The following is a 14,955-nucleotide window of genomic DNA, read 5'->3' as shown; positions in this document are numbered from 1 at the left end:
TTTAAAAACCAAAGCTTTAGCATCAAATGACCGAGTCCCTAAAAGCAGAGAGTTAAACCATAAAGTGCGAACCATTCAGAATACAGACAAAGGCATTGGGCTACGCGGTGAGCACATTGAACTGCTCGCTCGTTCCCCAAAGCACCCTGATATTGATTTTCTCGAGTTAGCACCAGAGAACTGGATGAGCTTGGGTGGACTTAAGCGTGAGCAATTACAAGATATATCTAAGCTCTACCCCTTGATTGCACACGGTTTAAGTTTGTCTATTGGCGATTGCCAGCCGCTTAACACAAAGTTTGTACGTCAGGTTGGTCAGTTTCTCGATGAATTGAATATCGAAGTCTATAGCGAGCACTTGAGCTTTTCTAGAGACAATCAAGGGTACTTGTATGAACTGTTACCCGTGCCACGCCGCGCAGAAAACATCGACTATTTAGCGGACAGAATCAAGCAAGTCCAAGACATCATTCAACGTCCTTTGGTAATGGAGAACATCTCTTATTACCACAATTACGGAGATGAGATGCCTGAGGGTGAGTTTATCGCTGAAATAGCAAAGCGCAGTGGCTGTGAGTTGTTGGTCGACATCAATAATCTCTACGTGAACAGTCAGAACCACCACTTTGATGCAGCTCAAATGCTTAAAGCTTTGCGAGTGATGCTCTTCGCTATTACCACATTGCAGGGCATTTAGTTGAAAACGACAGGTCGGTTGAAAGTGATAAATCGATTAAAGGTAACAAGTCGCTGATTGATACCCATGGCATGGAAGTACAGCAAGCTGTTATTGACTTGGCACGTTACACCTTCTCTATTCATGGCAGTAAACCGTTATTGCTAGAAAGAGATAACAACGTACCGCCTTTGGTTGTACTGACAGAAGAGTTACGAGGTGTGCATAGTCAGGTTCTAGATGCTGGTGTAAGTCATCGCCCTCTTGAGCACGAGTTGCTATATGCATAATCCGCCAAACTCAATGGTAAGGCAAACACAAGCTTTGGCTGCATTGATACGTTCGCCACTTGAAGGCAACGCGGTGTGCCGATACAGCAAATTCATTAGAGATAACGTATTTGGTGTATTGAACAACACATTTCCGCTGTTTTGCCAACAAGTCGACCAAGACCAACTACTGATATTGGTTGATGAGTTTGTTGTCGTGCATTACGCCTCAGAGCCGGAGTTTCATCATATCGCGACTGAGTTTGTCAGCTTTGTTCAGCGTCGCGCTCAGCCAATGTATATATCTAGTTTGACTGCCACCCATCAACTTACAGACGATCAATTGGCTGTATTGGAGTTCGAATGGTGTGCCTTTTGCGTTGAAATTGACTCTTCAAAGCAAGTATTGCCGATGTCGTGGACGGGTGACTTTTGTATCGATGAACAACAGCTTCAATTGGGCTTGTTAGTCAACAGTACGATGAAGCTCGTACAGGTACCTTTCCTTGTTCATGGTGATTCACTGACGTTTCTAACACAAAGGCGACACTCAATTTATTACGCGATTTATCGCGACTTAGACCAACGCGTCAACACGATAAAGCTAAGAGAAATTGATGTTGCGATTATTCAAATAATCCAACAACAACCAAATCGTTCTTTAGCCGATATAAAACAAATAATTGCTCAACAATTGGCGAGATTCGAGTTTATTAATTGGGTTGAACACTTCAGTGAAACAGAACTGATTGGCGTTCACTCTTTAGGAGAAAAATTATGATTAAGTCAGCCCTCAACTGGTACGACGCTATTGTCGAAAAATGCAAACAATACGACTACTTAGTACTGCTTGCAGTACGTCTCTATCTGATTCCGGTGATATACGTCGGTGCACGGTCAAAAGTGCTGGGCTTCTCGGGAACGGTGGCATGGTTTGGTGCCTCAGCAGCTGACGGGGGTCTTAACCTTCCCTTCCCAGAGCTCTTGGCATTCCTAGCGGCAGCGACCGAAGTGTTAGGTTGTATCTGTATCGCGTTAGGTCTGTTTACTCGCTTTATCTCGATTCCAATGATTTTCATGATGAGCGTGGCCAGTGCAATGGTTCACTGGAAGCACGGTTGGGATGCGATTGCGACTGGTGGTATGGAAGCAACCGTTCGTCTTAACGGCTTCATCGAATGGCTCGCGGTTAACTTCCCAGGTCGTTACAACTACATCACTGAACTTGGCGACCCGGTAATGCTCAACAACGGTATGGAGTTCGCAGGCACCTACTTCGTGATGTTGTTAGTACTGCTAGTTTACGGCGGTGGTCGTTACGTGAGTGCAGATTACTGGTTACGTAAACAGTTCCCTAGAAAACAAACCAAAGCATTGCGTTGGTAATCGATTTTTTTCACACAGCCACATGTAAAACCCTTAATTAGTTCTCTCTAATTATCATCTTATTTTCCATTGTCTTACCCGTCACTCTCGTGGCGGGAAGGAGTTTATATGCTTACAGATGTCGTTGATCTGTCGCGGTTTCAATTCGCAAGTACCGCTCTTTATCATTTTATATTCGTTCCCTTAACTATAGGTCTCTCCTTCTTACTCGCAGTGATGGAATCGCTGTATGTCATGACCAACAAAACCGTCTACAAGGACATGACCAAGTTCTGGGGTAAGTTGTTTGGTATTAACTTCGCTGTCGGTGTTGCTACCGGTCTAACCATGGAGTTCCAATTCGGCACAAACTGGGCTTATTACTCACATTACGTAGGCGATATCTTTGGCGCTCCGCTTGCCATTGAAGCCTTGATTGCGTTTTTCTTGGAATCAACTTTAGTTGGTATGTTCTTCTTCGGTTGGGACAAGCTCTCTAAGCGTCAGCACTTATCGGTAACGTGGTTGACGGCGCTAGGTTCGAACTTCTCTGGTCTTTGGATTCTGATGGCCAATGGCTGGATGCAAAACCCAGTGGGTGCAGAGTTTAACTTCGAAACCATGCGTATGGAGATGACTGACTTCGTTGAGGTGATCTTCAACCCAGTGACTCAAGTGAAGTTCGTGCATACCGTTGCGGCAGGTTACACAACTGGCGCGTTATTCATCATGGGTATCAGTGCTTACTACATGCTTAAAGGGCGTGATTTACCGTTCGCTCGTCGTTCATTTGCAATTGCAAGTGCCTTCGGTATGGCTGCGATTGTATCGACAGTAATGCTAGGTGATGAATCGGGTTATGAGTTGGGAGACGTTCAACAGGTGAAACTGGCGGCTATCGAAGCTGAATGGCACACAGAAGAAGCCCCAGCCTCATTCACACTGTTCGGTTTCCCGAATCAAGAGACCATGGAGACGGACTATGCGATTAAGATCCCTTACGTGATGGGTATTATCGCAACGCGTTCTTTAGATACGCCAGTCGTCGGGATTCATGACCTATTAGCAAAAAATGAAGAACGTGTGCGCAGCGGTATCTTGGCTTATGGACTATTAGAAAAACTACGCTCTGGTGATAAATCACAACAAAATATCGATGATTTTGAATCGGTTAAACATGACCTAGGTTATGGCTTACTGGTTAAGAAATACAGCGATAACGTGGTGGATGCAACAGAACAACAGATCAAACAAGCAGCCAAAGACACAATCCCAACGGTAGCCCCTCTATTCTGGAGCTTCCGCATCATGGTGGTGTGTGGCGTCTTGATGTTTGCCATCATTGGTCTTTCATTCGTACAAATTTGTCGCCGTAAGATTGGTACCAGTCGTTGGTTACTGAAAGCAACAATATGCGCGATCCCACTTCCGTGGATTGCTTGTGAAGCGGGTTGGCTTGTCGCTGAGTATGGTCGTCAGCCTTGGGCAATTGGCGAAATCCTTCCAGTCAATATGGCGGCTTCTAATCTACCCGCTTCAAGTCTGTGGATCTCTATCGGCCTGGTTTACTTGTTCTACACCGCGTTCTTAATTGTAGAAATGTTCCTGATGGTTAAGTTTGCAAAAATGGGCCCGAGCGCACTGAAGACGGGTCGCTATCATCATGAGCAATCAAACCAAGATCTAGCCATTACAGGTGAGCAAAACACACCGCGTCAGCTAGATAAAACTATCGACCTTCATTAAGGAATTCAGATGTTTGATTACGAAAATCTTCGCCTGTTTACATGGGCAGTTATTGGTGTGTTGTTGATCGGTTTTATCATTACCGATGGTTTCGACATGGGCGTTGCGGCGTTGCTCCCAGTTTTAGGGAAGTCAGAAGTTGATCGACGAATCATGATTAACTCGATTGCCCCTCACTGGGACGGTAACCAAGTGTGGTTGGTGACCGCGGGTGGCGCGATCTTCGCGATATGGCCGGCAATCTACGCGGCTGCGTTCTCCGGGTTCTATTTAGCCATGATTATCGTGTTGGCGACCCTGTGGTTAAGACCACTCGGTATGGATTACCGAGCTAAGATCGACAACCCGCAATGGAAGAAAGCTTGTGATATTGCTCTTATCGTTAGTGGTTTCATTCCTCCGGTTATCTTTGGTGTTGGTTTCGGTAACTTGATGATTGGCGTTCCGTTTGAATTTAACGAATTGCTAATGATGTCATACCAAGGTGGTTTCTGGGATCTACTCACGCCCTTCCCACTACTATGTGGCTTGGTGAGCTTGGCGATGGTTGTCACGCAAGGCGCGGCATTCCTACAGATGAAAACGACGGGTGATTTAAAACAACGTGCCCAGAAAGTGATCGTATGTATGGCGCTTGTGACTGTAGGTCTGTTTATTGTTGGTGGGCTATACGCATATACACTTCCGGGTTACCTGATTACTAGCCCAGTTGTGACCGATGGTGTTTCAAACCCATTGCTAAAACATGTCATGAAGTTTGATGACTTACTGCTACATAACTACGAAAACTATCCGGTACTTTGGGGAATCCCTGCGCTAGGCATCATCGGAATGCTGAGTTGTGCAGTGATGACTCGACTTAACCGCGCTGGCTTAGCCTTTGCTTCTTCGAGCTTATCAATCGCAAGCATCATAACGACAGCGGGCGTAGCTCTATTCCCAATGATCATGCCATCTAGCTTGATGCCATCGCATAGCTTAACGCTGTGGGACGGAACATCGAGTGAGTTAACACTGAGCATTATCTCGGTTGTGGCAGTTATTGTGGTGCCAATTATTTTGGGTTACACAATTTGGTGTTACTACAAAATGTTCGGTCGATTAGACAGTCAATACATTCATGATAACAGCTCGTCACTGTATTAATTAAAGATGAAATAGGAGGATAACCTATGTGGTATTTATGTTGGGTACTTGGCGTGTTGCTAGCCTGCGCGTTTGGAATCATTAATGCTCTATGGCTGGAGCACACCGATTTTCTCGATGATCAAAACGGATAAAACGGAGCGTAGCAACTGTTAACTAAATAGTAAGCTAACTAATTAAAATAACTGAAAGTCCTTACTTAATGCGATGCCTGTGATCTCAAAGATTGCTGACATGAGTGTTAATGAGGACTTTTTCTTTTCGCATCTAATCTCACGTGCTTACCCCCGTCTTCGCTAGCAAAGTCGGCGTCTCAAATGGCTAAGTTAATAATAGTTAAGTTGGTGCATATCATCGATTAAGTAGCTTTCTCCATCAACGGACCTTGCTTTAACAACCCTATAGGCTATTAGTTACATATTCATCATTTTAATATATCTGTTAATTACAAAATAAATATGAATATCAACGTCACTGGCTTAAAGGGAGTTAACCATGAACAATCCATCGGAACCTCAGCATCGTTTGCTGTCTCTTTCTATTCGCAGTAAGTTTATTTTAATCAACCTCACCCTGTTTATTTCTGTTTTTATCTATGCCATCTACGAGCAGCTCAGCCTAAACAAATTGGAATCACTGGAGCTCGCTGCGACCGAAAACCTTAGAAGCTCAGTCGATTTATTAACGCTTAGGCGACATGAGAAAGACTTCTTGTCTCGACACGATCAAAAATACGCAGAGCGTTTCGATAAAACTGCCGACACATTGAATCAAAGATTGGTGACGTTGAACCAAACTCTAACCTCGCACGAGCTTCACCTTACCGATCAAATGACCAAAATCTCCGATACCCTTCATCAGTACCAGAAACAGTTCCATCAGATCGTCAATCAAGTGAACGACATTGAACGCACAACCCCACCTTTAGGCTTTGTCGCAACCCTCGATGGAAAAAGAACAGCGCTGAAATCAGCAATCGAATCAGAATCAAGTTTGGCACTGGAACTTGCGTTGTTAGAGTTGATCGAAAAAGACTTCCATTACCTCGCACATATTAATAGCCAAACGAATGCAGCGTTAACCAATGCTCTTGTTGAGTTTGAACCCTACTCCCAAACTTCGATTGCGACTGAACAAGCCTATTCCGAATATAAGGCCGCGGTTGAAACTCTGTTAGTTGCTAACAGCAATCTAGGTTTGTCTGCAGAGTTGGGGCTTAGAGGCGCCTTACGTAGCAATGTTCATCAAACGGAACAAGCCATTGAAGAAGTGCAGAATGAGATAAGCCAAGCGATTACAGCGGCAGTTAGAAACACACAAAACATGTTACATCTGTTTGGTGCAGCTATCGTCGCTCTGCTTTCTCTGTTATTGGTGTTCATCGGTCGCAACATCCTGGGTCGTATCAGAGCGATAAACGTGATGATGGAGTCTATTGCAAATGGAGATGGAGATTTAACCGTCAGAATGAACGCCAGAGGTAACGACGAGCTCGCTCAACTTGCCCACTCGTTCGATACCTTCATCGATAAACTGCACAGTAACATCAAAGAGCTATCCGGCGTGATGACGGTGCTGACAGACAGTTCATGCAGCTCTGAAGAAGCGGCGGTTAAAAGCATGAGCAATGCAGAGAAACAAAAGCAGCAATCTGAATCGGTAGCAACGGCAGTTAACGAGTTAGTGATGACGAGTAATGAGGTGACGGCGAACATCGAAAATGCCGCAACCAATGCCGAGAAGATCAAAGAAAATGCCCATCAAGCGCTACAAAAGACACAATCAACCAACGACAGTATTAATGTCTTGGTAGAAAACATTGCAGAGTCGCAAGATCTCATCGTTCAGCTCGAAGAACAGAGCCGTGAAATCAATCAGGTAGTGACGACCATTCAAGGTATTGCTGAGCAAACCAACCTATTGGCACTTAATGCTGCGATTGAAGCAGCGCGTGCCGGCGATCATGGACGAGGTTTCGCTGTGGTTGCGTCCGAAGTGCGAGAGCTTTCCCTAATGACCAACGATTCAACCCATCAAATAGAATCCACGATTCATGGTTTAACCACTGGAATAGACAAGACCGTCGCTAAGATGACAGCGAGCTTAGAACAAACTGAGCTGGTGAAAAACCAAACCAAAGACGTGGTGAATGCCATAGAAGGAATACACTTCCAAGTTGGCGAGATGTTCGACTTAAACAGCCAGATCTCAACAGCGTCTGAAGAGCAATCGATGGTTTCTGTTGAGATTGACCGAAACATTACTGATATCGCTCACCTTGCTAGTGACACCTATACTGTGGTTTCTGGATCAGTGCGTTGCAGTGAACAAGTCTCGAGCGTGAGTGTGAAGCTAGAGAAAATTGTCGCGCAGTTTAAGTACTAGTAATTAGCGATTAACGATTAGCGCAAGCTAGTTGATTCGTGTGGTATGGAAAAACAAAAGGCCTCTATCTGATTGCTAAGATAGAGGCCTTTCTAATTTTGAATACGTACTAACGTGTTATTACGTATCAGCTCTCACTACACGGTATTAGCCGCGTGCTTTCAAGAACTCAGCGTAAGTGCCGCGGAAATCGTTGATCTTGCCATCTTTGATTTCAAGGATACGAGTTGCAAGCGAGTCTACGAATACACGGTCGTGAGATACGAAGAACAATGTGCCTTTGTAGTTCTCAAGAGCCAGGTTAAGCGCTTCGATAGATTCCATATCCATGTGGTTCGTTGGTTCATCCATAAGAAGGATGTTTGGCTTGTGCATCATGATCTTGCCAAGAAGCATACGACCTTGCTCACCACCAGAGATAACCTTTACAGATTTCTTAATGTCATCTTGACCAAATAGCATACGACCTAGGAAGCCACGAACAACTTGCTCGTCTTCGCCTTCTTGACGCCATTGGCTCATCCAGTCAAACAGGTTCATGTCCCTCTCGAAATCGTGTGCGTGATCTTGAGCGTAGTAACCGATGTTTGAGTTTTCAGACCACTTGTACTCACCAGTGCGTGGCTCTAGAGCGCCAGCTAGTGTGTTAAGGAGTGTTGTTTTACCCACACCGTTCTCACCGATGATAGCAACACGCTCACCTACTTCGAAAATACCGTCGAACTTGTTGTATAGGTCTTCTTCAAAACCTTGAGATAGGTTTTCAACCACAAGTGCATTACGGAATAGCTCTTTAGACTGTTCGAAACGGATGAATGGGTTTTGACGGCTAGACGCTTTAACTTCGTCTAGTTGGATCTTATCGATCTGCTTAGCACGAGACGTTGCTTGCTTCGCTTTCGATGCGTTAGCAGAGAAACGAGATACGAATGTTTGAAGTTCAGCAATTTGTGCTTTCTTCTTAGCGTTGTCAGACAATAGACGCTCACGAGCTTGAGTCGCTGCCGTCATGTACTCATCGTAGTTACCTGGGAATAGACGAAGTTCGCCGTAATCAAGGTCAGCCATGTGTGTACAAACAGAGTTTAGGAAGTGACGGTCGTGCGAAATGATGATCATTGTGCAGTTACGTTGGTTTAGCGTATCTTCCAGCCACTTGATGGTGTCCATATCCAGGTTGTTCGTTGGTTCGTCAAGAAGCATGATATGCGGGTCTGCAAACAGTACTTGAGACAATAGAACACGAAGCTTCCAACCCGGTGCTACTTCGCTCATCAGACCGAAGTGCATTGATTCTTCAATACCTACTGCAAGAAGAAGCTCACCCGCTTTCGCTTCTGCCATGTAGCCGTCCATTTCAGCGAACTGAACTTCAAGGTCGGCTACTTTCATGCCGTCTTCTTCGCTCATTTCTGGCAAAGAGTAAATGCGGTCACGCTCTTGCTTAATAGCCCAAAGCTCTTTGTGACCCATGATAACCGTATCGATTACCGTGAATTCTTCGTAAGCAAATTGGTCTTGGTTTAGCTTAGCAACGCGCTCGTTAGGATCGTAGCTTACGTTACCAGCACTTGGCTCAAGTTCACCAGATAGGATCTTCATGAACGTCGATTTACCACAGCCATTCGCGCCGATTAAACCGTAGCGGTTGCCTTCGCCGAACTTAACTGAAATATTTTCGAAAAGTGGCTTAGCGCCGAATTGTTGGGTGATATTTGCTGTGGAGATCAATGCCATTACCTTCTTAATGTGAAAAACGTCGCAACGTTACTTGTTCAGGGCTTTAACTGCAAGTATTGATTGCAATTACTGGCCATTAAGTGAGTGATAACCTAGCCAAATCATAGTTTGAGCTGACTCACATTTTTGATTTTCTATTTATCTCCGAAAAGCCGTCGATTTTCAGGAAAAACAAAATATCGAACAGCGCCCCATAATGGGTGGTATATAACGTCCCAAATCATGCCAACCATTGAATATATCGTATGCTGATTGGTCACAGTCAAAGCCACCCTGATCAAAGCAGCAACAGACATAGCCAAGACTAGCCTAATCCCTGACAATTTCATGACAAAATCGATCGAAACAGGAATAAAGTACTCGCCCCCGATACGGGGTTGGATTTCACAAAGTCAGATTATCTAACTATAGTAATCCTAACCTCATAATTCTAAGAGACTTTTATGCGTTCACTATCGCGCTTCTTAATCCTCACGTTGGCCATTCTCTCATGGCCTAGTCATGCCAACTTGGAATATGACTTACAATCTCAGCCGCAAGTATCCGATTCTGCTGTTGACCTCGATGATCGAATTGATTCGTTACCCGATCCTCTCTTTATGGAGCCGTCGGACAGACGCCAAGTCAATATTCTGCTTGCCGAAGTTCTGCGAGTTCAAAAGCAGGAAATCAAAACCTTCGAGCAACAGATAAAAGCTTACAGAGATAACAGCGACGCCGATCAATGGTTTGCCGTTCAAACCAGTTACGTCACGCTGAATAGCTTGAACGTAAGTAAACAGCATCTTTTAGAGCAGACCAACTCTGCAAACAAAGAGCGTTTAACCGGTTTTGGTCCCTATGGTGTGACCCAGTTTAAGCAAGAGTGGGAATTGACCAAACTCAATATTGAGTATCTTGTTTATTTCCAAATTCGTAGCTTTAAAGCGCTTGTTAAAGACATCTTTATTTCGCCAGTGCCTGTGATTGGTGCCTCACTAAAAGTGTTATTCATCTACTTCGGTTTAGTGTGGTGGCTTGCCAACAGCACCCGCTTGATTGAACTGTTTCGAATTAACTTTCTTGAAGCGAAAACGAACCCTCCTTTTCTGGTTCGCGTGATTTGGTATATCAGCCGCGCTGATCGTGCGATTGCTTGGCTAATTGCCATCACATTGTCATTGAGAGTGCTTTCTAGTATCCCTAGTCTTCAACATTTGATTTTCCTGGAGATCTTCACTTGGTGGATTCTAGGTGGTTCGATTGCCATCAGCTTTATTTTGGAATTTGCCTACCGTTTAGGTCGTACATCAAATCAAGAAGTGATAGCACTACGCCTATCGACTATTCGTCGTTACGTGTGGAGCTTCATCGTTGCGGGTGTGATTCTCCAGATATCAAGTATTACGCTAGGCAAAGGTACGATTTACAGCTGGATTTACAGCGCTCTGTTTTTTTGGTTTGTGCTGGTCACGATCTCAGTTCTCAGACTATGGAGAGCGAAGGTCTTCGATACGTTGCAACACATCTCTGATCGTCCGGTTTGGGTGAATTGGGCAGTAAACCGCAAGGATACCTTCTTACTTAATATATTGGCGACGGCCATTGGCATCGTGTGGTTGAGTGTTTACAACTTTCAACATCGAATTATGGCCCTGCTATCCAATTACACTTTGTTTAGCCAGGCCTTAGCTTATCTATTTAGAATTGAAGTTGCTAAACAGTCTGACCTTGATAAGAATCAGCAAAACTTGGTTCGAATCAAAGGCGATCAAACCTATGAATACATTCTTCCGGGTAATATCGACAGTACGTTGATAGATTACGCGGGAGATGAAATTAAGCAGTTATCACGCTACTTAATGTCAGACAGCCCGGCTATCTGTATTGTGTCTGGCGAACGTGGTGTCGGCGCGACAACGCTGCTATATACCTTACTGCACAAAGTCTCTAACGCTGAGCCTGTATACGTGAGTTGCCCTTATGCGGGTTACCAAGAGCTTTTAGCGCATTTAGCCGTGAGTATTGGCTTGGACGAAGAAGCGACTGAAATTCAAATATTAGCGCATCTTCGTAAGAGCAATACCACTTACCTTATCGCGATTGATAACGCACAACGACTGGTGCAACCAATGGTCGGTGGCCTGTCTGATTTGATTCGTTTGACCAACCTTCTGCGTCGTTCTAAAAAGAACCACCGTGTCGTGATATCGATCGCCAAATCAAGCTGGCGATTTGTGGATAGAGCGCGTGGCGAACGTTTGCTGTTTGACTTGGTGTGTTTCCTTCCGCGTTGGACAGAGAAACAAGTGGGTGAACTTCTAAATAGCCGTATCAATACGGAGCTTGAGAAGCCGTTGTCTTTTGATGGTTTAGTAGTCCCTAAGCAATGGGACCAAGATGATATGAGTGAAGAAGAACGTGCACGCCAAGGTTTCTATCGAATTTTGTGGCACTACTCTGATGGCAACCCTACCGTTGCGCTGCGTTTCTTCCGACTCTCTTTGAACCGAAACAAAGAGACAGATCAAGCAGTGGTGCGTCTGTTCCATGTTCCTGAAGCCCAGGAGCTGGAAAATATGCCGAAACCTATGCTGGCTGTACTTCGTTCTATCGTTCAACTGGAAATCGCTTCTCCGGAAGTGTTGTCTGAATGTACACAGCTGAGCACGGCAGAGATAACGGGGATTCTGCGTTACTTTGAAAGCCGTGGTTATATTGGTTGGCATGAAGAAAAGGCTCGAATTTCTGAGCACTGGTTCCGCCATATTACGAACGTTCTCGACCGTCAACATCTACTGGTGAAGTAAAATGAAGAAGTTATTTATCCTGCTATTTGTTGGCTTGGCAAGTGCTGTCAGTTTCCCTACCTTTGCGACGGAAGAGTTAGCTAACGTAGAAAACATCTCTAAAATAGCGAGCCTCGTGCGATGGAGCGGCGTGTTCTTCTCCATGATCGTTATCGCTGCGATGTGGTTGCTGCTTAAGTTCATCAACTCGTTAGTGACCAGCTTTGGTAGTCAGTTCGTGCAATATCGAATGCTACTACAAAAACTGCAGTCGTTTACTCAGTTCTTCATCTATGTGAGCACCGGTCTTATCGTGTTTATGATGAGCTTTAGAATCAACGACCAAATACTGGCCTTGATTGGTGGCACCCTCGCCGTGTCGGTAGGCTTTGCGCTTAAAGACTTGGCTGCTTCATTCATCGCCGGTATCACAGTGATGATTGATAGACCCTTTCAGGTTGGTGACCGCGTCACGTTTGAGGGTAACTACGGCGACATCATTACTATCGGTTTGCGTTCGGTACGAATGAGAACATTGAATGACGACATCATTACCATTCCGAATAACAAGTTCTTAAATGAAGTGACGACCAGTGGTAACTACGGTGCGTTGGACATGCAGGTGGTGATTCCGTTCTACGTCGGCATGAATGAAGACATCACCCTAGCCCGTGACTTAATTCAAGAAGCGGCGTCTTCGAGTCGTTACATCCACTTGCCGAAGCCTGTCACGGTTTTGGTTAAACAGACGATTACCGATAACTACCTTGCGATACAGTTGACGTGTAAGGCTTATGTGGTGGACACCGCGTATGAGAAGTTGTTTGAAACCGACATTACCCTGCGTGTGATGAAAGAGTTTAAGAAGCACAACATCAATCCACCGAAGATTTCAGTGGCGGCGCATTAATCGAACTTGGTCTAACGCTAGGAGAGTAAATTAATCTCCTAGTCAGCGACAAACGAAAACACCTCCGAACTTATCTCGAGTACGGAGGTGTTTTTTTATGTGGTGTTATCTGTGTTAACGCTAAGTGCTTTTGAGTTTATACCTTAAAGTACTTCAACTGTTCTGTTAGATGCTCTGTGGTATTGGCCATTTTCTGACTGTCTTCTGCGAGCGATTGCGATGCCTGCAGAACCTCATTCGCGGCTAAATGAATACCAGTAACACTTTCACTCATTTCCGTTGCGACTGTGCTCTGCTGTTCCGACGCTGCAGCAATCTGAGCCACCATGTCGTTAGCGTTATGCAGTTCATTCACAATCACATCGAGTTGTTGGCGAGTTTCGTTAGACGCGACAACGCTGTGGTCAACCTTCTCGTTACTGCTTTGCATTGCTTTAAAGGTACGCTCTGCTTGCTGAGTCAGTTTCTCAATTGTGGATTGCACTTCATTGGTTGAATTCTGAGTGCGGCTCGCTAGGTTACGGACTTCATCTGCCACAACTGCAAATCCTCTGCCTTGCTCTCCCGCGCGAGCTGCTTCTATTGCCGCATTAAGCGCTAACAAGTTCGTTTGTTCTGATACATCACGAATCACACCGACAACTTGGCTTATTTCAGTAACGCCTGATTGCAGATCTCTAACTAAGTTGTTCGCGGTTGAAATGTTATCAGAAACCTGAGAAATGGTTGTAGAAGTGACCTGCATGTTTTGATCGTTCTGGTTTGCATGATCGACCACCTTATTAGTACTAGCGGCCGTGTTCTCTGCATTCACTGCAACATCTGAGATAGTCGCACTCATTTCAGTCATCGCAGTAGACAGTAATTCCAGCTGCGCATGTTGAGCGTTAACACTGGTTGCGGCCTCTTCACTGGCTTGCGCGATGTGACTTGCCATGTTGCTAGACAAATCTGCAGATTCATTGGCGGTGCGAAGCGTGCTTTGTAGTTTATCGAGCATGGTATCTATCTGGTGGCTCATATCACCAAGCTCATCTTTGCGTGTCATGTTCATGCGTACACGAAGATCCCCATCAGCAATCTTATGGGTGTTATCGATAAGCTTATTCAGTGGCACAAGGATGTTGTTGGAAATCGCGTAACCCATAGCGAACAGTAAGCCAGATAAAACAACCGCTACCATCCCTTCCTTAATAGCTAAGGCATAGAACGCCTCTTGGATATCCGCGACTAAGATTCCAGAGCCAATCACCCAGTTCCATTCTGGAAACAACTGAACGTATGAGATCTTGTCTTTGAGTTCACCTTGCGGGCTCATCCATTGGTAATCAAGAAAGCCTTTCTCTTCAGGAGTGCGAGAAATGGTGACCATCTCGCGCCAGTGATGCTTACCTGCTCCATCTCTAAGGTTTCCGGCATTAGTGCCATCAAGCTCTGGTTTTAACGGATGACTAATGATGTTGAGCTGCTGGTTTAGAATCCAGAAGTAATTAGTGTTGTCATAACGAAGCGTTTTGATGGCTTGTAGCGCACGATCCTTTGCGACCTCTTCACCCAGCACACTGCGTTGGCTGTAATAGTAGTTTGCCAAACTTACCGCGGTTTCAACTTGAGCGCTGAGTTTATCTTGCCGCTCTTCCATCGAACTAGCACGCTGTTGCATTAAATTAAAGGTGGATGCCATTACCAGTAGAACGACCGATAAAATGACGATGGAGACGAGCTTTAATTTGATAGATAGGTTACTTAATTTCATAGCTGACTGACTTTATTATTTGTTTTGATTATGGATTTTCGACCAAGTTATCAAAAATTCGTACAGTTCAGATGATATGCGTCAAGATCGAAGGATATACACCGTGTTACATAACTAAAAAGAGGTGTACGTCAAACAGGCGGAGGTTGAGATTTGGCTGGCGATAGATTAGTAGTGCGGAATCTTCGTGCTTG

Annotated in this window: 10 protein-coding genes and 1 pseudogene; 9 read left to right on the top strand and 2 right to left on the bottom strand. The window is 44.9% G+C overall.

Annotation, left to right across the window (positions count from 1 at the left end; all coding sequences use genetic code 11):
* Window positions 1-64: 64 nt before the first annotated feature.
* From BCU34_RS06435 to BCU34_RS06405, 7 genes and pseudogenes are all read left to right on the top strand, one after another.
* Window positions 65-966: pseudogene (locus tag BCU34_RS06435) on the top strand (DUF692 domain-containing protein).
* Window positions 959-1,726, top strand: coding sequence for a putative DNA-binding domain-containing protein (locus BCU34_RS06430; RefSeq protein WP_102478352.1), 768 nt, complete (start codon window positions 959-961; stop codon window positions 1,724-1,726). The pseudogene BCU34_RS06435 and the gene BCU34_RS06430 overlap by 8 nt, the downstream one beginning before the upstream one ends.
* Window positions 1,723-2,331 (top strand): DoxX family protein, encoded by a 609-nt coding sequence (locus tag BCU34_RS06425; protein ID WP_102478351.1) that lies wholly within the window; start codon window positions 1,723-1,725, stop codon window positions 2,329-2,331. Before BCU34_RS06430 ends, BCU34_RS06425 begins: the two co-directional genes overlap by 4 nt.
* Before the next feature lie 108 nt (window positions 2,332-2,439).
* Window positions 2,440-4,056, top strand: coding sequence for a cytochrome ubiquinol oxidase subunit I (locus tag BCU34_RS06420; RefSeq protein ID WP_102478350.1), 1,617 nt, complete (start codon window positions 2,440-2,442; stop codon window positions 4,054-4,056).
* Between the two features lie 9 nt (window positions 4,057-4,065).
* A complete protein-coding gene (cydB, locus tag BCU34_RS06415) occupies window positions 4,066-5,202 on the top strand; it encodes a cytochrome d ubiquinol oxidase subunit II (RefSeq protein WP_102441556.1) in 1,137 nt (378 codons plus the stop codon).
* 26 nt (window positions 5,203-5,228) lie between these two features.
* Entirely contained in the window at window positions 5,229-5,336 is a 108-nt protein-coding gene (gene cydX, locus BCU34_RS06410) for a cytochrome bd-I oxidase subunit CydX (protein ID WP_102431939.1), read from the top strand.
* Between the two features lie 361 nt (window positions 5,337-5,697).
* A complete protein-coding gene (locus BCU34_RS06405) occupies window positions 5,698-7,587 on the top strand; it encodes a methyl-accepting chemotaxis protein (RefSeq protein ID WP_102478349.1) in 1,890 nt (629 codons plus the stop codon).
* A gap of 147 nt (window positions 7,588-7,734) precedes the next feature.
* Here the strand turns inward: BCU34_RS06405 and BCU34_RS06400 are convergent, their stop codons facing one another.
* Complete coding sequence (locus tag BCU34_RS06400; RefSeq protein WP_102478360.1) at window positions 7,735-9,318, bottom strand: ABC-F family ATPase; 1,584 nt, start codon at window positions 9,316-9,318, stop codon at window positions 7,735-7,737.
* Between the two features lie 452 nt (window positions 9,319-9,770).
* Between BCU34_RS06400 and BCU34_RS06395 the strand changes: the two genes are divergently transcribed.
* Together BCU34_RS06395 and BCU34_RS06390 are read left to right on the top strand one after the other, a co-directional pair.
* On the top strand, window positions 9,771-12,116 hold the full coding sequence (locus BCU34_RS06395; RefSeq protein ID WP_048658729.1) for an ATP-binding protein: 2,346 nt from the start codon (window positions 9,771-9,773) through the stop codon (window positions 12,114-12,116).
* Between the two features lies 1 nt (window position 12,117).
* Complete coding sequence (locus tag BCU34_RS06390; protein WP_009846738.1) at window positions 12,118-13,005, top strand: mechanosensitive ion channel family protein; 888 nt, start codon at window positions 12,118-12,120, stop codon at window positions 13,003-13,005.
* A 136-nt stretch (window positions 13,006-13,141) separates the two neighbouring features.
* Here the strand turns inward: BCU34_RS06390 and BCU34_RS06385 are convergent, their stop codons facing one another.
* The gene (locus tag BCU34_RS06385; RefSeq protein ID WP_048665025.1) at window positions 13,142-14,761 is read right to left on the bottom strand and encodes a methyl-accepting chemotaxis protein; all 1,620 of its coding nucleotides are present in this window, start codon (window positions 14,759-14,761) and stop codon (window positions 13,142-13,144) included.
* Window positions 14,762-14,955 lie beyond the last annotated feature (194 nt).

Source organism: Vibrio sp. 10N.286.45.E10 (genome assembly GCF_002874195.2).
GTDB classification, from domain to species: Bacteria; Pseudomonadota; Gammaproteobacteria; order Enterobacterales; family Vibrionaceae; genus Vibrio; species Vibrio crassostreae.
Note: the sequence above shows the minus strand (reverse complement) of the source record. Positions and strands in the feature narration are given on the sequence as shown.